Source organism: Synechococcus sp. CS-1333 (genome assembly GCF_025128015.1).
Classification (GTDB): Bacteria; Cyanobacteriota; Cyanobacteriia; order PCC-6307; family Cyanobiaceae; genus MW101C3.
In genome coordinates, this window is record NZ_JAHLYO010000016.1 from 25,043 (window position 1) to 42,973 (window position 17,931).

Sequence of the window (17,931 nt, forward strand, 5' to 3'; positions counted from 1 at the left end):
GGGCTGCCCGGGGGTGACGCTTGCGGTTCCAGGCTAAGCAGCGCCTCGCGGGTGGGGGTTGAGATTGTGTCGGAGTCCGATAGATTCGGCCTGCTCGAAGCGCGGGCCTGTTGGTTCACATCAATCAGGTCGAGTTCAAACATTTCAAGTCGTTCGGCGGATCGCTGGCGATCAGCCTTGAACCCAATTTCACCGTGGTCACCGGGCCGAACGGTTCGGGCAAGAGCAACATCCTGGATGCAGTGCTCTTCTGCCTGGGCCTGGCCTCCAGCCGCGGCATGCGGGCCGAGCGCCTGCCGGATCTGATCAACAGCGCCGTGTTGCGCCAGGGCAAGGCCGCCGAAACGGTGGTGAGTGTGCGCTTTGATCTCGGCGACTGGCAGCCGGATGGCGCCGAAGAGGGCCTTGAAGCCCCGGCAGAGGGTCCCTGGATCCAGGCCGGCCAGCGCGAATGGACCGTGAGCCGGCGCCTGAGGGTGGCGCCAGGCGGCACCTACAGCAGCAGCTACAGCGCCGATGGCGTGCCCTGCAACCTGCAGCAACTGCAGACCCAGCTGCGGCGCCTGCGGGTGGATCCGGAGGGCAGCAACGTGGTCATGCAGGGCGATGTCACCCGCATCGTGTCGATGAGCGCACGTGAGCGGCGGGGCCTGATCGACGAACTGGCGGGCGTGGCCCTGTTCGACAGCCGCATCGAGCAGACCCGCGCCAAGCTCGACGAGGTGCAGGAGCGACAGGAACGCTGCCGCATCGTTGAGCAGGAGCTGCTGGCTAGCCGCCAGAAACTCGAGCGCGATTGCGCCAAGGCCCGCTTGTACCAGGACCTGCGCCAGCAACACCACGACGGCCGCCTGCAGGAACAGCTGCTGCGCTTCGAGCAGGCCCAGGCGCAACGCGCCGACCTGACGCGCCGCCAAACGGCGCTCACGGCGCAGCAGGACGCCGACCGGCTGGCCATCGCTGCCGCCCAGGAGGCTCTGGAGCAGAACGCGCAGCAGCTTGAAGCCCTTCAAGCGGAAGTGAAGGCCCTCGGCGAAGACCAGCTGCTCGGCGTTCAGGCCGAACTGGCCGGCCTCGACTCCAGCAACCGGGAACTGGCCCGTCAGGGCGAGCGGAATCAGCAGGAAGCCGAGCAATTGCAGCAGCAGCGCCAGGCGCTCAGCCGCCAGCAAGGGGAACTGCGGCAGCAGCAGCACGCCCTCACGGGCGACGACGATCGCCAGGAGCTGGAGGCGGCCGAGCAGGCCTGCCACAACGCTGAAGCAGCCGTCAACCTCTCGCGGCGTCGGCTGGGCGAGGTGGCCGGGCGTTCGGGCAGCTGGCTGGACGCGCAGAAGCGACGCAGCCAGCAGCGCAGCCAGCTGCAGAGCGTGATTGCCCCGTTGCTGGAGGAGCGGCAGCAGTTGGCTGAGCGGTTGCGCCAGCAGCAGGAGCGCCTGCTGGAACTGGGCGCCGAGCTGGAGGGTGGCAGCGGCGACGACCAGGAGCTGCAGCAACGGCGGGCCGGTCTGGAGACGGAAACCCTCGCGCTGCAGCGCACCCTGGCCGGGCAGCAGCAGCAGGCCCAGCAGCTGGCCGAAGCCCTGGCGCTGCAGCAACGCACCCGCGCCCGGCTGGAGCAGGAACAGATCGGCCTGGAGCGTGATATCGCACGCCTGGAAAGCCGCCGCGAAACCCTGCAGGAAAGCCGGGGCACCGGCGCGCTGCGCTTGCTGCTCGAATCCGGCCTGGAGGGCATCCACGGCCCTGTCGCCCAGCTGGGCGATGTGGAGGAACGGGTACGACTGGCGCTGGAGGTGGCGGCCGGGGCGCGCCTGGGCCAGGTGGTGGTCGACGACGATCGCATCGCCGCCCGGGCGATCGAGCTGCTCAAGAGCCGCCGGGCCGGCCGGCTCACCTTCCTGCCCCTGAACCGCATCCGCGGCGGCGGCAGCCAGGCGGCGCCCAGCAGCTGGAGCAACCCCGGTGGGCTGGTGGGGCGGGCGGTGGATCTGATCCGCTACGAGCCCGTCTACGGCGAGGTGTTCCGCTACGTGTTCGGCGACACGCTGGTGTTCGAAGACCTCTCCAGCGCCCGCAAGGAGCTGGGGCGTTGCCGCGCCGTCACCCTGGAGGGCGAGCTGCTGGAGCGCAGTGGCGCCATGACCGGCGGCAGCCTGCAGCAACGCAGTGACAGGCTCAGCTTCGGCAGCAGCGGCGAGCACGACGAGGCCGAACCGTTGCGGCGGCGCCTGCTGGAACTGGGCGAAAGCCTGGTGGCCTGCCGCCGCCAGGAGGCTGAGCTGGGGCGCCAGCTGGAGCAGTTGCGGCCGCTGCTGCAGGGAAACCAGCAACGGCTGGCCGGCCTTGAAGCCGAGCGCGCTGCCACTGAGCGGGCTGCCGGCCCCCAGCTGGAGCGGCTGCGGCAGCTCAACGAGCGCCTCGCGCACACCCGCGCCGCCGAAGCTGCCGATCAGCAACGCCACAGTGAGGTGGTGGCGCTGCTGGAAGCACCGCAGCAGCAGCTGGCGGCCCTGGAGCAGGAGGAGGCCGCCGCCCAGGGCAGCGGTGACAGCGACCGCTGGCAGGGGCTGCAGCAGGAGCTCGAAAGCGCCGATGCCGCCTTGCACGAGGCCCGCCAGCACCGCGACGCCCTCCTGACGGCGCGCCGGGAACGCACCCTGGCGGCGGAGCGGCTCGGCCATCAGCTCGACGCCCTGGCCAGCGAGGAGCAGCGGCTGCGTCAGGCCGTGCTCGCCTTGTCTGAAGCCCATGGCCAGTGGCGGGAGCGGCAGAGCGAGGCCCTACAGCGCCGTGCCGCCCTGGAAGCGCAGCAAAGTGCGCTGCAGGAACGCTTCGGGGAGCGGCGGCGCGCGCGCGATGAGGCCGAAGCCCGCCTCGCGGCCGCACGCCTCGCCCTGCAGCAGCAGCAGTGGGATCTGCAGCGGCTGCAGGAGGAGCTCGCTGCTCTGGCTGAGCAGGAGCGGGGGCTGGGGCTGCGGCTGGAGGCGATGCAGCGCGAGCTGCCCGATCCCCTGCCGGAGCTGCCGGCGGGCGTGCGCGAGGCGGGGCTGGCTGCACTGGAGCAGTCGCAGCTGCAGCTGCAGCAGCGGATGGAAGCGCTGGAGCCGGTGAACATGCTCGCCCTTGAGGAGCTGGAGGTGCTGGAGCGGCGGATTGCCGAACTGGAGGAGCGCCTCGAGGTGCTCAGCAAGGAGCGGGAGGAGCTGCTGCTGCGGATTGAAACCGTGGCCACGCTGCGTCAGGAGGCCTTCCTGGAGGCCTTCCAGGCTGTGGACGGGCACTTCCGCACGATCTTCGCCGGGCTCTCCGATGGCGAAGGGCACCTGCAGCTGGAAAACCCGGAGCAACCGCTGGAAGGGGGACTCACCCTGGTGGCCCACCCCAAGGGCAAGGCGGTGCGGCGGCTGGCCTCGATGTCAGGGGGGGAGAAATCGCTCACGGCACTGAGTTTCCTGTTTGCCCTGCAGCGCTTTCGCCCTTCTCCCTTCTATGCCCTCGACGAGGTGGACAGCTTCCTCGATGGGGTGAACGTGGAGCGGCTGGCCGCCCTGATCGCCAGCCAGGCGGACCAGGCCCAGTTCCTGGTGGTCAGCCACCGGCGCCCGATGATCGCGGCCGCCACCCGCACGATCGGCGTCACCCAGGCCCGTGGCGCCCACACTCAGGTGGTGGGTCTGCCTACTGCCGCCTAGACCGAACCCCCAGCACCGGGGTCGTGGGTCACAATGACCCCCAGCCCCAATGTCGCCGACACCCCGCGGGATCTGGCCGTTGACCTCTTCCATTCCTCCTTCCGCCGATCCCGCCGCCGCCGCACCCAGCGACCGTCTCTGGCTGCGGTCGGAGCTGATGGGCACCCAGGTGATCACCCGTGACACCGGGCGCCGCCTTGGGGTGGTGGGCGAGGTGGTGGTGGACATTGACCGGCGTGAGGTGGTGGCCCTCGGCCTGCGCGACAACCCCCTCACCCGCTTCCTGCCGGGCCTGCCCCGTTGGATGCCGCTCGACCGCATCCGTCAGGTGGGCGATGTGATCCTGGTGGATTCCGCCGATTCGCTGGCGCAGGGGTTCAATCCCGAGCGCTACAGCAAGGTGATCAACTGCCAGGTGATCAGCGAGTCGGGCGAGCAGCTCGGCCGGGTGCTCGGCTTCAGCTTCGACATCGAGACCGGTGAGCTCACCACCCTGGTGCTGGGGGCCCTCGGCGTGCCCCTGCTGGGCGAGGGGGTGCTGAGCACCTGGGAACTGGCGGTGGAGGAGGTCGTCAGCAGCGGCCCCGACCGCATCATTGTGTACGAGGGGGCGGAAGAAAAACTCAAGCAACTGGGCACGGGCCTGCTCGAGAAGCTCGGCATCGGCGGCCCCAGCTGGGAGCAGGAAGAGCGCGATCGCTTCCGCCAGACGATGGTGCCGGTGGAGAACCAGCTGGCCTCCGGGCAGCCCAGCGTCCAGGAGCAGCGCCGGATCCAGCCCGCCACCAACCGGGCTGTGGAGCCCAGCGTCGATCAGGAGCTCGAATACGTGGAGCTGGAGCGGCGGCGGCAGGAGCCGCTGCGTCAGCGCCGCTACCTCGACGACGAGGAGGAGGAGTCTTATGGCCGTGGCGAGTCGCGCCGCTTCGACCGCGACGACGACCGGGGCTTCAACCGGGAAGAGGGCCGTGGCTATGGCAACGACGAGGTCCGCGGCCTCGGTCGTCCTCAAGACCGGGACTTCATCCGCGGCGAGGAGAGCGGCTACGGCAATGACCAGCCCGGCCGTGAACCACTGGAACCACTCGATCCTCTCCCGCCACGCTCAGAGCGCACGCTGCCCCTGCGCGAGCGCCCTCTTCAGGCGCGCCCGGACAGCCGTCGGCGCCCACCCATGGCCGAGGATCCCGTCGATGTGGACGTGGAGCCGTACAGAGATGAGGATGTGACCGATCAGGCCGCTCGGCGCCGCCGTAACGATTTTGAAGATCCCTGGTGATCACGGCCTTCTGTGATGAAGGTCCACGGTCACCGCGCGGCCTGAAGTGATGCGGACTGTAGGTTTGGCGGCCAAGACTGATTGCGCCCGTCGCTGATCATTGCCTGGTCTGATCACAGCGCTCGTGGAGCGATTTTCATCCTGCCCCTTCCTTCGGTTCAAAGTCGAGCGAAGCCGAGTTCACGCAGTACCTCAAACCCGTGGGCGCTGGACCGTCGGTGAACAGGTGTCCAAGGTGCGCCTCACAGTTGGCACAGCGGATTTCCGTGCGCACCATGCCGTGGCTGCGGTCTTCAACGGTGGTGATCGCCTTGGGATCGAGGCCGCTCCAGAAGCTGGGCCAACCGGAGCCGGAGTCGTACTTGGCGTCGGAGGTGAACAGCCGGGTGCCACAGCAGACGCAGTTGTAGTGCCCGGCCTGCTTGTTGTTCCAGTAGGCACCGGTGAAGGCCCGCTCCGTGCCCCCGAGGCGCGCCACCTGGTATTGCTCAGGCGTGAGCTTCTGCTGCCAGATCTGATCCGCTTCCGCCGGGGTGGGAGCGGGGGATGAAGCGGCAGCTGAATCGGAAGGGGCCATGGCCGGAGGCGACGAGCGGCAAGAAGGCAGCCCTCAACCTACGCAGTGGGAAGCAGATCAGTCACCATCGCGGCCAGAGCGGCCACAGCTCCGGGCTGCCCCCGCAAGCTGCGCAGGTCCTCCCGCTGCCCCGCCAGACGGTCCGGATGGGACAACCAGTCAGCGGCTTCAGCGGCGATCTCCTGGGGAAGGATCGGCCCCACCCGCTCGGGCACCACAGCCCGCCCGGCGGAGATGTTCGGCCAGGCAAGGAAGCCGCGCTGGCGCATCCGCCAGGCGGTAAGCGCCACCCCCAGCAACCAGCGCAGCAGCGGCAGGCGTGCCACCAGCCCCAGCCATCCGTCCCAGGCCTGCATCACCTGAAGATGCTGGGTGGGCACCAGCACGATCATCGGCACCCCGAGGGCGCCGAGCTCGGCAGTGTTGGCGCCCACGGTGGTGAGGGCAAGGGCGCACTGGCTCAGCGCCCCGTGGGCGGGATGCTGCTCCACCAGCAGGATGCGCGTGCCGGCGGCGGTTTCCAGCCAGCGGGATGGCGCCTCGGCGGAGGGCTCCAGCAAGCGGGGCTCGCTGCTGCCGTAGTGCCGTTGCAGCGGATTGGCGGGTCCGGCCAGTGCGAGCAGTTCGGCCACGGTGGTGGTGGGCGCCACGGGTAACAGAAAGCGGCAGTCGGGCCTCAGAGCGGCGAGCCGGTCGGCGGTGTCGAGCAGAAAGGGCACCCCCACCAGCAACTTGGCGCGCTTCGAACCAGGCAGCAGGGCCACCCACTGGCCGGCCGGCAAGGGCGCCTCAGCACGGGCCGTCTCGGAGAGGTCAGCCATCAGATCGCCCACGATGGTGCAGCGGTGGCGCCAGCGGGCAGGCAGGCGGCGCTCAGCCTCCGTGCCCATCGCAGCAATCCGGTCGTTCCAGCGAGGCCAGCGCGCCACCCACTCCGCGTAGGTGAGGTGGCGATAGCCGAGGCGGGCCTTGAGCAGCACCGTCCAGAACTGATCGCCGCCCAGGAACACCACCACACCCCTGGCCGGCCAAGGGCCATAGCGGCGGGGACGCAGCAGCAGCTTCCAGAACCTGTCGGCTGGCACTATCGAGTTGAACAGGCCGAGCCTTTCGGCGGCCTGGCGCTCATGGCCTGTGGCATTCGGGCAGGGAACCAGCACCAGCCGCAGCTCGGTGGCCGCCTGAGGCTGGCGGGGACGCAAGGCCAGGGACGCATGCAACCGTTCGGCCAGAGGGCGCACCCAGGTGGTGAGTTCACCGGGGCCGTTGCAGACCAGCACGATCGCTGTGGCGGACGGCGGGCCGGTCAAGTTGGTGAAGAGAAATGCGGATGGCGAGACTTGAACTCGCAAGGCCGAAGCCACACGCCCCTCAAACGTGCGTGTCTACCAATTCCACCACATCCGCGTGGCCGTCAGGGGCGAACCCCCTTCGACTCGTCAATATACCGATCGCCCGGCCCACCCTTCCGCTGCGCCCCACACCTCGCGCGATGGCACAGCGCAGATGGGTCAGCATCAACCATCAGCGCTTAACTGGTGGGCCGCTTCCACCGGGCCGGCTGCCGGGATGGCACCGGGCGGCAGGCGCTTGATTGAGCGCTGATACAGTCCGCTGCGCCTAGATGCATATGGGATGCCCATCGGCAAGCTGCTGATCGCCAACCGGGGCGAAATCGCGCTGCGAATCCTGCGTTCCTGCCGAGAACTGGGCATTGCCACAGTGGCCATCTACAGCACTGTGGATCGCAACGCCCTGCACGTGCAGCTCGCCGATGAAGCGGTGTGCGTGGGCGAGGCGCCCAGCCGAAAGAGCTATCTCAACATTCCCAACATCATCGCGGCGGCCATCTCCCGCGGCGCTGACGCCATCCATCCCGGCTATGGCTTCCTGGCCGAAAACGACCGTTTTGCTGAGATCTGCGCCGCACACGGCCTCACCTTCGTGGGTCCTTCGGCGGAGGCGATCCGGGCGATGGGCGACAAATCCACCGCCAAGGCCACCATGCAGCGGGTGGGTGTTCCCACCGTGCCGGGCAGCGAGGGCCTGCTGGCCGATGCCGAGACGGCAGCGGCAGTCGCCGCGGCCATGGGCTATCCGGTCATGATCAAAGCCACCGCCGGTGGCGGCGGGCGGGGCATGCGGCTGGTGCCCGATGCCGACCAGCTCGAGAGCCTGTTCAAAGCGGCCCAGGGCGAGGCCGAGGCTGCCTTCGGCAATCCTGGCCTCTACATGGAAAAGTTCATCGACCGGCCCCGGCACGTGGAAGTGCAGGTGCTGGCCGACCGCCACGGCAACGTGGTGCATCTTGGGGAGCGCGACTGCTCGATCCAACGCCGTCACCAGAAGCTGCTGGAGGAAGCGCCCAGCCCGGCGCTTGATGCCGACCTGCGTCAGCGCATGGGGGAAGCGGCGGTGGCAGCGGCCCGCAGCATCACCTACGAGGGCGCCGGCACCGTGGAGTTCCTGCTCGACAAGAGCGGTGCCTTCTACTTCATGGAGATGAACACCCGCATCCAGGTGGAGCACCCGGTCACGGAGATGGTGACCGGCATCGACCTGATCGCCGAGCAGCTGCATATCGCCGGTGGTGAGCCCCTGCGCATGCGGCAGGCCGATGTGCAGCTGCGCGGGCACGCCATTGAATGCCGCATCAACGCCGAGGATCCACAGAAGAATTTCCGGCCAGCGCCGGGGCGCATCTCCGGCTGGCTGCCTCCGGGCGGGCCTGGAGTGCGGGTCGACAGCCACGTCTACACGGGCTACGAGATTCCCGTCTTCTACGACTCCCTGATCGGCAAGCTGATCGTGTGGGCACCCGATCGTGAGGGCGCCATCCGGCGCATGCGGCGCGCGTTGATGGAATGCGCCATCACAGGCATCTCCACCACGATCGACTTCCACCTCAGCCTGCTGGACCGGCCCGAGTTTCAGCGCGGCGACATCCACACCAAGTTCGTGGAGCAGGAGATGCTGCCGGGCTGATGCCGGCAGATCAGCCAGTGGTTTGCCGAGGCTGGCAGTTCTGGCTGCTGGTTCGGGGCCGGCGGCATTCAGCCACCATTCTGTGACGGGCGGCTTGTGGGTGGTGGTTCGGCCAGCACTCTGAGGCTGTCCTGTTCGCCCCGGGCGAACCGGTTCAGCCGGCCCCCAGGGTGGATCCATGCCGCGCCACAAGGGTGAGCAGGCCCTGCTGGCCCAGCAGCAACTCGCGCATCAGGCTGATCAGCCCCACCCAGATCACCGGTGTCACGTCGACGCCACCGATCGGCGGCACCACGCGGCGGGTGGTGGCCAGCAGCGACTCCGTGGGCCAGCCGATCAACCGCATGGCGCCCCGCTGCAGATCGATCTGGGGGTACCAGGTGAGCACGATGCGGAACAGAAACAGCAGGGTCCAGGCGCCCAGCACCAGACCCAGCAGCAGGTTCAGCGCCGGCATCGAACGCAGCAAGGTTGCAGCCGTCACAAAGCTCTAAGCAGAAAGACCATTGATCGTAGGAAGCGGTGGCCCTTGACTAGGATCCCAGCCACCACCAGCGCCACCATGACCCCTTCCCTCGCCAACTTCCTGAGCAGCCTCGTGTGGGGAGCGGTGATTGTGGTGATCCCCATCAGCATCGCGCTCGTGCTGATCAGCCAAACCGATCAGGTCGACCGCAAGCTCTGATCCGCTTGACCAACACGGCCAGCGCTCGCACAGGCAGACCCAAGTGTCGAGATGCAGCCAGGCCTTGAGCTACTGGAGGCCACGCCGGTCTCCAGTAGCAGTGCGTTGCAAAGATCCGCCGCAGAGCTCCGCAGCATCGGCCTGCAGAACGCAACCGGCAGGCTCCCGTCACGGGCTTGATTGCTGCTCACCCTTGGTGCGGCAACGGTGAGCGGGTCTTCCCGGCCGCGCTCTGGAGATGTCCCTAAAGTGCTTGAACGGGTTCTCCAGTCGGAGGATGCGGACGTCCGTTCTGCCTGAGGTCTTCCAGACGTGGTTAATGCCAGCCTGAACTGGGCGAGCATCGTCGGCATCGTGTTGGCCGTCGGCGGAGCCTTTCTCTATTTCATGAGGAGCTTCAAGCCCGCCCTCGCTCGCGACTACGACGTTTTCTTCGCGGCGATCGGCCTCCTCTGCGGTGGGATCCTCTTCTTCCAGGGCTGGCGCCTCGATCCGATCCTCCAGTTCGGTCAGTTTCTCCTGGCCGGCACCACCGTCTTTTTCGCCTACGAGAGCGTGCGCCTGAGGGGCGTCACCACTGAGCAGGCCCGGCGCTCCTCCTTCTTCGACGACGACGAACCCCTGCCACCTCCCGCCCGTGGCCACATGGGTGGCGGCGACTGGAACCCCGATGTCGACCGCCTGGAAGAACCCCAGCCCCTACGCCGCAGGATCCGTTCACGCGAGGCGGAACCCGAAGACGACGACTTCTACCGTCCGCGCCGCACCGCGCGCCCTGCCATCCCAGAGCGGGCCGCCAGCCGCCGCCCCGCCGACACCGACGACTGGGATCCTGCCCCCCGCTCCCCCCGCGTCGACGAGCGCCCCGCCGCTGTGGATCCCGCCTTCCGCGCAGGCTCATCCCCCCGCAGCACTGCAGCCCCCAGCTCCGGGCCCGCCTTCGGCGCCCGCCGTCGTGATCGGGATGTGGCTGCGGAGCCGCGCCGAGGCACCCGCCCTATCGCCAGCAGCGAGTCTGTTCCCCGCTCCAGCCGGCGCAGCGGCAACGCCCCTATTCCGGGTGCCGGTCCACTGCCCGGCGGCGCTGAGCCCTCGTCACGCCCCGCAGCCGGGGTACCCATGGGTTCACCGCTGCGCGGCGGTCTTGGCGGTGCACCAGCCTCCGGCAGCACCCCTGATCCGGCCAGCGACGCGGATTACACACCGTTGCGCTCCAGCAGCAGCGCCAGTGCTCGAAATGCGTCCGGTCCTGCCGGTGCACGCAATGCCTCCAGCAGCGCTCGCCCTGGCTCCAGCCGCGACAACAGCTCCCGTTTCGACGACTGACCTCCAGCCACCGGTGAGAGGTCTGGGCTGGGGCCGGCCAGGCCCCCTGCGCTGGGTGCCCTGGCTGTTGGCCCTGCAGCTGGTGGTCTGGCTCTCAGGCTGCGGGCTGGGCCCGAGAAGCCGGCCGGCCCCCTCCACCGGCCTCCGACCCGAGGCGCGCCAGGAGCCGGCATTGAGCGGGGATGGCCGGCTGCTGGCCAGCCTGGTGGAGCGCGGCGGGCGCACCACCGTGCTGCTCCAGGAGCGGCTCAGCGGCAGAGTGATTCCCCTGCGCCACCTGCAGCGGCAGCAGCCCCACAGCTCCCCGTCGTTGAGCTGGAACGGTCGCTACCTGGCCGTGATCGTGCAGCGGGGTGAGCGGCGCCTGGCGGTGATCGAGGACCGTGCCAACGGCCGTGGCATTCCCCTGCCCCTGCCGGGAGGCCAGGAGCCCGAGCGACTCAGCCTGGCCCCGGACGGCCGGCGCCTCGCCATGCAGTTGGTGCGAGGCGGCCAGCGGCAGGTGGAACTGTTCGATCTCAGTGGTCTGCTCGAACCCGATCTGCCGCCCGGGCTGGCAGTGCCGGGGCGATGAGGAAGCCGCCGACCCTGTTTGTTGGATTGCTGCTGGTCGGTCTGGCCGGCTGCAGTGCCTCCCCCCTGCGGCCGCTGGTACCGATCAACCAGGCCCTGGAGCAAGCCGGCGCCACTGGGCGTGAGCCGTCCCTGGCCAGCGGGTGGCTGGCCCTGATCAGCGGCCGCCAGGGCCGGGAGCAGGTGGTTCTGGTCGATCTGCGGACCAACCGGCCGGTTCCCGTGCCTGGACTGAACCGCCCCGATGCCCAACCGGTGAGCGCCAGCGTGGATGGGAGCGGTGAGCGGCTGGCGGTGGTGCGGCAGCGGGACGGCCGCACCGAGCTGGGGCTGTACCGGCGCTCGATCCAGGGGTTTCAGCCTCTGCCGCTGGATCCAGCGGGGGTGCCGCGCCAGGTGAGCCTCAGCGGCGATGGGCGCCAGCTGGCGGTGGAGGTGAGCCGCGGCGGGATCTGGCAGGTGGACCTGCTGGAGCTGCCATGAACCGAAAACCCGGCGCGATGGCCCGGCCATGGGTCATCAGGCAGGTGCGACGGCGGAGTGGGGGCCCTCACAGCCTGCTGTGGAAGCATGGCTGAGGCAGGAGATGGGCACGGCATGACCGAATCACGAAGAATGGAATCAACGCCCTCGCCGGGCAACAAGGTCGGAACCACCGCTGGCGTCAACGGTGTCGATCGGAAGGTTCCGCGTGGCCTGTGGCTGGCCTCTCTGGGCCTCTTCGTGGTGTTTTTCCTGAGCGCCTCCTACCGCCATTACACCCTTTCTTCCAGTGCCTTCGACCTCGGCATCTTTGATCAGGCCGTGTACCTGATCAGCCAGGGACTGCCACCGATCTCCTCCTACCTGGGCTTTCACATTCTTGGCGATCATGCCTCGTGGATCTTCTACCCCCTGAGTTTGCTGTACAGGATTCATCCATCGGTTCAGTGGCTGTTCGCCGTTCAGGCATTCAGCCTGGCAATCAGTGGGCCAATCGTCTACCTGATCGCGAAAGACTATCGGCTAAGCGATCAGGACGCAAGGCTGATGGCCTTCATCTACTTCCTCTATCCGGTGGTGATCAATGCAAGTGTTTCCGACTTCCATCCCGAAATCATTGCCATTCCATTTCTCTTCCTGGCCATCTACAGCCAGCGGAGAGGCCATCTCTGGATGACCCTTGTGGCGATCGGAGTGGTGTTGGCTTGCAAGCAGGCCCTGGCACTCACATGCATCGGGCTTGGTGCCTACTTCCTGATCAGGCGGGACCGCAGGACAGGCCTGTTGGTGATGGGCCTGTCCACCTTCTACCTCGCCCTGATCATTTCGGTCGTTACCCCATCATTCGGGGGTGGGGTGATAAAGCACGACTGGATTGGCCGGTTTTTCAGCTATCTCGGTAATTCCCACCAAGAGGTGGTCACAACCATCCTGTTCAATCCGATGGTTCTGATTCGCCATCTGTTCTCCGTTGAGAATGCCTTCTACCTGTTCCTGCTGGTTCTCCCTGTCATCTTCACCAGCAACATCAAGGCATTTCCTGAACTGATGGGCGCCACTCCTGCGCTGTTGCTGAATCTGCTGAGCGATCACCCCAATCACAAGGGGCTCATGCTCCATTACAGTTTGCCGATTGTTCCGTTCATCATTCTGTTTGCGATTTCCTCGCGAACCTACGGCTTTCCCAAGATCCGATCCAGCCTTTTGCTTGTGTGGGCTGTCCTGTGCATGTTCGGGCTAACGAAGTTCATCAGGATCATGACGAACCATTCGTCTTTCGAGCGGATTGAAGAGGCCCATCGCGTTGTGTCGTTGATTCAGCCAGACTCGGCAGTCCTGGCTCCCATCGACATCGCTCCCCACCTCTCCCATCGAAGGGTGATCAGCAAGCGCCTGCACAGTGATGGCGAGCGGTACATGACATCAAAGTTCCTGCAGCACTACGACTACATTCTGCTGAATGGCTCCGATTCGAAGAAGGATCGCGTGCTGCAACGGCGACTCAAGGCCGATCAATCCTTCCGCATGATCTACCAATCACCTGATTTCATGCTCTTTCGTACCAATCACCCACTGCCATGGTCCCCATCGGTGCTCAAATCGGTGGATGTGTTCTCATGACAACCCCGCCCCAAGCCAGGCTCAAGGCACCAGGCCAGCCCAGTGCAGGAAGGTGTCGCCGCTGAGGGCTTCGATCAGCAGCACGGAGGCAAAGCCGATCATCGCGAAGCGGCCATTGACCCGTTCGGCATAACCGCTCCAGCCGAAGGCAGGGGCATCGGCCGTGGTGGCGCTTGTGGGAGCTGCCACGGCGGTATCTGCCGCTGGAGCAGTGGCTTGGTCGGTGGCGGGTGCGGGTTCCGGATCGGTGGGCATGGGGCGTTCAGGTGCGAGTGAAGTCATAGCCGGTGGCCGGCAGCAGGCGCCAGCCGCCCTGGCCATCCAGTTCGAGCACGGTGTCGTGGAAGGCGGCAAGGGTGGGGCGGTGGCCCACGCTCACAAAGGCCATGTCCCGCTCGGTGAGCAACTTGTAGAGATGCTTCTCGGTGTTCACATCGAGGGCACTGGTGGCCTCATCGAGCACCACAAAACGGGGAGAGTTGAGCAGCAACCGGGCGAAGGCCAGGCGCTGCTGCTCGCCGAGTGAGAGGAGGCGGGGCCAGTCCTGCTTGATGTCGAGGTCGGGGTAGCGGCGCACCAGCTCCGGCAGCCGCACCTCTTCCAGGACGCTGCGCAGGTGGTCGTCGCTGAAGCGCTCGGGCTGCTGGGGGTAGCAGAGCTGTTCCCGCAGGCTGCCCAGGATCATGTAGGGCTTCTGGGGAATGAACAACAACTCCGCCAGCGGTGGCCGCTCCACCGTGCCGGCCGCAGCCGGCCACAGGCCACTCACCATGCGCAGAAACGAGGTTTTGCCGCAGCCGCTGGGGCCCACCACCAGCAACCGCTGAGCAGGGCCCACCTCCAGGCTGATGTCGTGAATCAGGCGGCGGTCGGTGTGGGGTGGCACCAGATCGGCATGCTTCACCAGGATGGTCTGGTGTGAGGCGTCTGCCAGCAGTGAATCCTGGTAGTTGCGTTCGCGGGCCTGGCTGCCGATCTCATCCACCTTGAGCTGGAAGCCCTCCAGGCGACTGATGCTGGCGGAGAAGGCCGCCAGGCGGTCGATGTTGTTGACGATGTAACTGACCGAGAACAGCACCTGACTGAAGGCGATGCTCGCCTGCCCGAACACGCCGAAATCAACTTCCTTTGCGAAATACACCGGAGCGATCACCAGCCAGGGCAGAAAGCGCGAGAAGTAGTCGTAGGAGCGCTGGATCACCTGGATCAGCGCCTCCCACACGATCAGCTTGTTGTAGTTCACGATCGCGCCACTCAGCCGGCGCTCCGCTTCTTTACCTTCCTGCTGTTCACCGCGGTAGAAGGCAATCGACTCAGCGTTGTCGCGGATGTGAACGAGGCCGTAGCGGAAATCGGCTTCCAGCTTCAGCTGCTGATAGTTCAAGGCCACCAGCTTGCGGCTGGCGAACACGATCAGTGCGGTGCCGCCCAGTGAATAGGCCAGTAGGAGCAGCGCGAGATTCACGCTGATGCTCCACAGAACAATGATGAAGCTCACGAAGGTGAGCAGCGCGGAGAGGATCTCCACCGTGACGCTCAAGCTGGTGCCAGTGAAGCTGGCGGTGTCCTGAGAAATCCGCTGGTCAGGGTTATCGATCTCCTGCTGGGATTCGTCGTTGGGATTGAGGATGTAATAGGCGCGGTTCGAGAGGTAGCGGGTGAGCAGGCGGCCGCTCAGCCACTCACGCCACAGCAGGCCAAGCTTGGGAATCAGGTAGCTCTGTGTGGCGCGGATCGGCAGAGCCAGCACCAGGCAGAAGGCATAAATCGCCACGATCTTCCAGAAGCCGTCCTGGTCGTAGGCCACCAGGGCGTTTTCAACGTTGCGGGCCACAAAGCTGATGCCCACGTTGATGCCGTTGATCACCAGGATCAACAACGTGATCACGCCGATCAACAGCCAGGGAAGCCAGCGCCCCTGGCGCAGCTTCGCCCGGAAGCTGCTGAACACCGCCAGGCCGCCGGCGAACAGCGCCATCACCACCGGACCGATCGGGCCGCTCCAGAGCGCGGCCACCTGCTCGGGCACCCCTGGCAAGAAGCGGCTGCGCAGATCGGGGATGAGCACACCCGCGGCGGCCACCGAGCCGGTGAGCAGCAGCAGGGTGACGCCCACCACCACCGCAAGCAGGGACAGCACCAGCAGCAGGAATTGCCAGGAACTGCTCTCCTCCAGGGGGAGGAAGTAAGGCTGGGCCAGGCGCTGCAGCTTGCCGAGCTGCTCGCGGAACGCCTTGAAGAAGCTCATGGACCGTGACAGGTCCGCCCATTGTCGCCGCTGGCAGGGAGCGGTGGGAGGGGGCGGTCAGCCCGGTGGCCAGTGCAATGGACGCCCACCGATCACATGCACATGCAGGTGAAAGACGGTCTGGCCGGCTTCGGCGCCGTTGTTGATGACGGTGCGCCAACCCGTGAGCCCCTCCTGGCGGGCCACCCTGGCGGCCACCAGCAGCAGATGCCCCAGCAGGGCCTCGTGCTCCTCCCCTGCCGCATTGAGATTCACCAGGGGTTCACGCGGGATCACCAGCACGTGCACCGGCGCCTGGGGGTTCACATCGCGGAAGGCCAGGCAGAGGTCGTCGGCGTGGACCTGATCGCAGGGGATCTCACCGCGCAGGATCCGCCCGAAGATCGTGTCGGCCGCGGGTGGGGTACTGGAGGCCATGACGCCACAGGGCAGGACAGGGCGGGAACCGGTGAGGTGACCCTGGTTTCCGATCGATGTTGGCACGCTGCAACAGCGCCACCCTGCTGGGACTGGAGGCGGCGCCGGTGGTGGTGGAGGTGGACATCGCCCCGGGCCTGCCGGCCCTGCAGCTGGTGGGCCTCTCCGACACCGCCGGCCGCGAATCCCGCGAGCGGGTGCGGGCGGCGCTGCGCAACAGCGGCTTCCGGCCCCCGCTCACCCGGGTGATCGTGAGCCTGGCTCCAGCCGACCTACGCAAGGAGGGGCCCGCCTTCGATCTGCCGATCGCCCTGGGCATGCTGCTGGCCAGCGGCCAGCTTGATCCCCAGCGGCTGATCGGCGTCTGGAGCACCGGCGAGCTGGGCCTCGATGGCACCCTGCGGCCTGGGCGCGGGACGCTGGCCATGGCCATGGCCGCCAGGCAGGCCGGCGCGCGGGCCCTGGTGGTGCCGGCCGCCAACGGTGCTGAGGCGTCCCTGGTGGAGGGGCTCACGGTGTGGCCGGCCGAAACGCTGCAACAGGTGGCCCAGCTGCTGATGGATCCGGCCCTGGCGTCCCCCTGCCGGCCCGCCGCAGATCGGCCCGTAGGGCCAGGCGAGGGGGCAGCGGCGGATCTGGCCGATGTGCGGGGGCAGCACCACGGCCGGCGGGCGCTGGAGATCGCCGCAGCCGGACACCATCACCTGCTGCTGGTGGGCCCTCCGGGCAGCGGCAAGACGATGCTGGCCCGCCGCCTGCCGGGACTGCTGCCACCGCTGCCGCCGGAGGAAGCACTCGAGCTCACCCAGGTGGTCTCCGTGGCAGGTCTGCTGAGCGGCGAGGCGGGCCTGATCCGCCAGCGACCCTTCCGCGCCCCCCACCACAGCTGCACCGCCACGGCCCTGGTGGGAGGCGGGGCGTTGCCGCGGCCGGGTGAACTGTCGCTGGCCCATCACGGCGTGCTGTTTCTCGACGAGCTGGCTGAATTCCAGCGGGCCGTGCTCGATCAGCTGCGCGAGCCGCTGGAGGAGGGGGAGGTCTGGATCAGCCGCCAGCGCCAGCGGACCCGCTTCCCCTGCCGGATAGCGCTGGTGGCGGCCACCAATCCCTGCCCGTGCGGCTGGTTCGGCGATCCGCTGCGCAGCTGCCAATGCCCGGAAGGGGTGCGCCAGCGTTACTGGGCGCGCCTGTCGGGGCCACTGCTGGATCGGATCGATCTTCAGGTGGTGATGCGGCGCCTGGAGGCTGATGAGCTGGTGGGGCTCCCCGCCGCCAGCGGCGAGGGCGGCGGCCATAGCCCACCGCCCAGCAGCGGGGCGGTGGCGGAGCGGGTGCGGCAGGCGCGCGAACGGATGACGCGGCGAAACCCGGCAGGGCAAGCGAACAGCGCCTTGACGGGCGAGGCTCTTCGGCAGAATCTGGCGTTGTCGGCGGCGGCGCTGGAGCGCTGGCGCGGCGCGATCCGGCAGCGGCGGCTCTCGGCCCGTTCAGCCGAACGGCTGGTGAGGGTGGCGCGCACGATCGCTGATCTCGAAGCCAGCAACGAGGTGCAGGCCTCCCACCTGGCGGAAGCCCTCACCTATCGCTCCTTCGATCAGCTACAAACCGGCGCCGACCAGCTGCTGAGTGGAGGCAACCAGCTGCTGGGTGGGGGCAAGCAGCTGGCCCGGGGAGACACGGGTTGAACCATGGGCAGTCGGAAAGCGCCGCCGACTACCCGCTCAGCCGCAGACAGCCAGGCGATCGGCTGGATGAGGCTGCGAGTCAGAGAGGAGCGGGCCAGCCCGTTCAGCGGGCCAACGGGCTGAACCCCTGCCTCCGCCGCGAGGCGGATGGGACGGAGACCGGATAGAACCTGCCGCCGAACGGACGACATACGGCTGACAAAGCCGGGCTGACGACACAGGGTTGAGGACGCTGGACCGACGAAGCCGGACCTACCAAGCCGATGGCCAGGTTTCCTGGAAACGCGAAAACCCCACGGAACAGAGGTTCAGCAGGGTTGAGCCGGCGTGGTGCTGGGAATGCGGCAGTGAGAGTTCC

Annotated in this window: 15 protein-coding genes and 1 tRNA gene; 9 read left to right on the forward strand and 7 right to left on the reverse strand. The window is 67.5% G+C overall.

The window, feature by feature from the left end; genetic code table 11:
- Window positions 1-110 precede the first annotated feature (110 nt).
- Together smc and KQ303_RS07120 are read left to right on the forward strand one after the other, a co-directional pair.
- A complete protein-coding gene (smc, locus tag KQ303_RS07115) occupies window positions 111-3,695 on the forward strand; it encodes a chromosome segregation protein SMC (RefSeq protein WP_259729768.1) in 3,585 nt (1,194 codons plus the stop codon).
- A gap of 79 nt (window positions 3,696-3,774) precedes the next feature.
- Window positions 3,775-4,974 carry a PRC-barrel domain-containing protein gene (locus KQ303_RS07120; RefSeq protein WP_259729769.1) on the forward strand — a complete coding sequence of 400 codons (1,200 nt, stop codon included), beginning with the start codon at window positions 3,775-3,777 and terminating at the stop codon, window positions 4,972-4,974.
- A 136-nt stretch (window positions 4,975-5,110) separates the two neighbouring features.
- Here KQ303_RS07120 and msrB read toward each other — a convergent pair whose 3' ends face one another.
- From msrB to KQ303_RS07135, 3 genes are all read right to left on the reverse strand, one after another.
- Complete coding sequence (msrB, locus tag KQ303_RS07125) at window positions 5,111-5,551, reverse strand: peptide-methionine (R)-S-oxide reductase MsrB (RefSeq protein WP_094512758.1); 441 nt, start codon at window positions 5,549-5,551, stop codon at window positions 5,111-5,113.
- A gap of 38 nt (window positions 5,552-5,589) precedes the next feature.
- Window positions 5,590-6,861: a glycosyl transferase gene (locus tag KQ303_RS07130; protein ID WP_094512757.1), complete on the reverse strand. Its 1,272-nt coding sequence runs from the start codon at window positions 6,859-6,861 to the stop codon at window positions 5,590-5,592.
- 15 nt (window positions 6,862-6,876) lie between these two features.
- A tRNA-Leu gene (locus KQ303_RS07135) sits at window positions 6,877-6,958 on the reverse strand.
- Window positions 6,959-7,186: 228 nt separating this feature from the next.
- Between KQ303_RS07135 and accC the strand changes: the two genes are divergently transcribed.
- On the forward strand, window positions 7,187-8,536 hold the full coding sequence (accC, locus tag KQ303_RS07140) for an acetyl-CoA carboxylase biotin carboxylase subunit (RefSeq protein ID WP_094512756.1): 1,350 nt from the start codon (window positions 7,187-7,189) through the stop codon (window positions 8,534-8,536).
- A gap of 154 nt (window positions 8,537-8,690) precedes the next feature.
- On the opposite strand, the gene KQ303_RS07145 is transcribed toward accC, so the two are convergent.
- Window positions 8,691-8,993, reverse strand: a complete 303-nt coding sequence (locus tag KQ303_RS07145) for a YggT family protein (protein WP_259729847.1) — start codon at window positions 8,991-8,993, stop codon at window positions 8,691-8,693.
- Between the two features lie 105 nt (window positions 8,994-9,098).
- Here KQ303_RS07145 and psbX point away from each other — a divergent pair, with 105 nt between their 5' ends.
- The 5 genes from psbX to KQ303_RS07170 all read left to right on the forward strand — a co-directional run bounded on the left by psbX (window position 9,099) and on the right by KQ303_RS07170 (window position 13,223).
- On the forward strand, window positions 9,099-9,221 hold the full coding sequence (gene psbX, locus KQ303_RS07150) for a photosystem II reaction center X protein (RefSeq protein ID WP_094512754.1): 123 nt from the start codon (window positions 9,099-9,101) through the stop codon (window positions 9,219-9,221).
- 312 nt (window positions 9,222-9,533) lie between these two features.
- Window positions 9,534-10,547 carry a Ycf66 family protein gene (locus KQ303_RS07155; RefSeq protein WP_259729770.1) on the forward strand — a complete coding sequence of 338 codons (1,014 nt, stop codon included), beginning with the start codon at window positions 9,534-9,536 and terminating at the stop codon, window positions 10,545-10,547.
- A gap of 13 nt (window positions 10,548-10,560) precedes the next feature.
- Entirely contained in the window at window positions 10,561-11,121 is a 561-nt protein-coding gene (locus tag KQ303_RS07160) for a TolB family protein (protein WP_399233163.1), read from the forward strand.
- Window positions 11,118-11,603, forward strand: coding sequence for a hypothetical protein (locus tag KQ303_RS07165; protein WP_259729771.1), 486 nt, complete (start codon window positions 11,118-11,120; stop codon window positions 11,601-11,603). Before KQ303_RS07160 ends, KQ303_RS07165 begins: the two co-directional genes overlap by 4 nt.
- Window positions 11,604-11,690: 87 nt before the next feature.
- Window positions 11,691-13,223 carry a DUF2079 domain-containing protein gene (locus tag KQ303_RS07170; protein ID WP_259729772.1) on the forward strand — a complete coding sequence of 511 codons (1,533 nt, stop codon included), beginning with the start codon at window positions 11,691-11,693 and terminating at the stop codon, window positions 13,221-13,223.
- A 21-nt stretch (window positions 13,224-13,244) separates the two neighbouring features.
- On the opposite strand, the gene KQ303_RS07175 is transcribed toward KQ303_RS07170, so the two are convergent.
- The 3 genes from KQ303_RS07175 to KQ303_RS07185 are packed head-to-tail and all read right to left on the reverse strand — an operon-like array spanning window position 13,245 to window position 15,888.
- Window positions 13,245-13,478, reverse strand: a complete 234-nt coding sequence (locus tag KQ303_RS07175) for a chlorophyll a/b-binding protein (protein ID WP_259729773.1) — start codon at window positions 13,476-13,478, stop codon at window positions 13,245-13,247.
- 7 nt (window positions 13,479-13,485) lie between these two features.
- A complete protein-coding gene (locus KQ303_RS07180) occupies window positions 13,486-15,471 on the reverse strand; it encodes an ABC transporter ATP-binding protein/permease (protein ID WP_259729774.1) in 1,986 nt (661 codons plus the stop codon).
- A 57-nt stretch (window positions 15,472-15,528) separates the two neighbouring features.
- On the reverse strand, window positions 15,529-15,888 hold the full coding sequence (locus KQ303_RS07185; protein WP_094512749.1) for a histidine triad nucleotide-binding protein: 360 nt from the start codon (window positions 15,886-15,888) through the stop codon (window positions 15,529-15,531).
- Window positions 15,889-15,944: 56 nt separating this feature from the next.
- Here KQ303_RS07185 and KQ303_RS07190 point away from each other — a divergent pair, with 56 nt between their 5' ends.
- A complete protein-coding gene (locus KQ303_RS07190; protein WP_259729775.1) occupies window positions 15,945-17,573 on the forward strand; it encodes a YifB family Mg chelatase-like AAA ATPase in 1,629 nt (542 codons plus the stop codon).
- Window positions 17,574-17,931 lie beyond the last annotated feature (358 nt).

What these genes read in the sequence shown, in the direction of transcription:
- KQ303_RS07175 (WP_259729773.1), bottom strand. Translation starts at nt 13,478, where the DNA reads ATGCCCACCGATCCGGAACCCGCACCCGCCACCGACCAAGCCACTGCT.
- KQ303_RS07145 (WP_259729847.1), bottom strand. Translation starts at nt 8,993, where the DNA reads ATGCCGGCGCTGAACCTGCTGCTGGGTCTGGTGCTGGGCGCCTGGACC.
- msrB (WP_094512758.1), bottom strand. Translation starts at nt 5,551, where the DNA reads ATGGCCCCTTCCGATTCAGCTGCCGCTTCATCCCCCGCTCCCACCCCG.
- KQ303_RS07190 (WP_259729775.1), top strand. Translation starts at nt 15,945, where the DNA reads ATGTTGGCACGCTGCAACAGCGCCACCCTGCTGGGACTGGAGGCGGCG.
- KQ303_RS07185 (WP_094512749.1), bottom strand. Translation starts at nt 15,888, where the DNA reads ATGGCCTCCAGTACCCCACCCGCGGCCGACACGATCTTCGGGCGGATC.
- accC (WP_094512756.1), top strand. Translation starts at nt 7,187, where the DNA reads ATGCCCATCGGCAAGCTGCTGATCGCCAACCGGGGCGAAATCGCGCTG.
- psbX (WP_094512754.1), top strand. Translation starts at nt 9,099, where the DNA reads ATGACCCCTTCCCTCGCCAACTTCCTGAGCAGCCTCGTGTGGGGAGCG.
- KQ303_RS07165 (WP_259729771.1), top strand. Translation starts at nt 11,118, where the DNA reads ATGAGGAAGCCGCCGACCCTGTTTGTTGGATTGCTGCTGGTCGGTCTG.
- KQ303_RS07170 (WP_259729772.1), top strand. Translation starts at nt 11,691, where the DNA reads ATGGCTGAGGCAGGAGATGGGCACGGCATGACCGAATCACGAAGAATG.
- KQ303_RS07180 (WP_259729774.1), bottom strand. Translation starts at nt 15,471, where the DNA reads ATGAGCTTCTTCAAGGCGTTCCGCGAGCAGCTCGGCAAGCTGCAGCGC.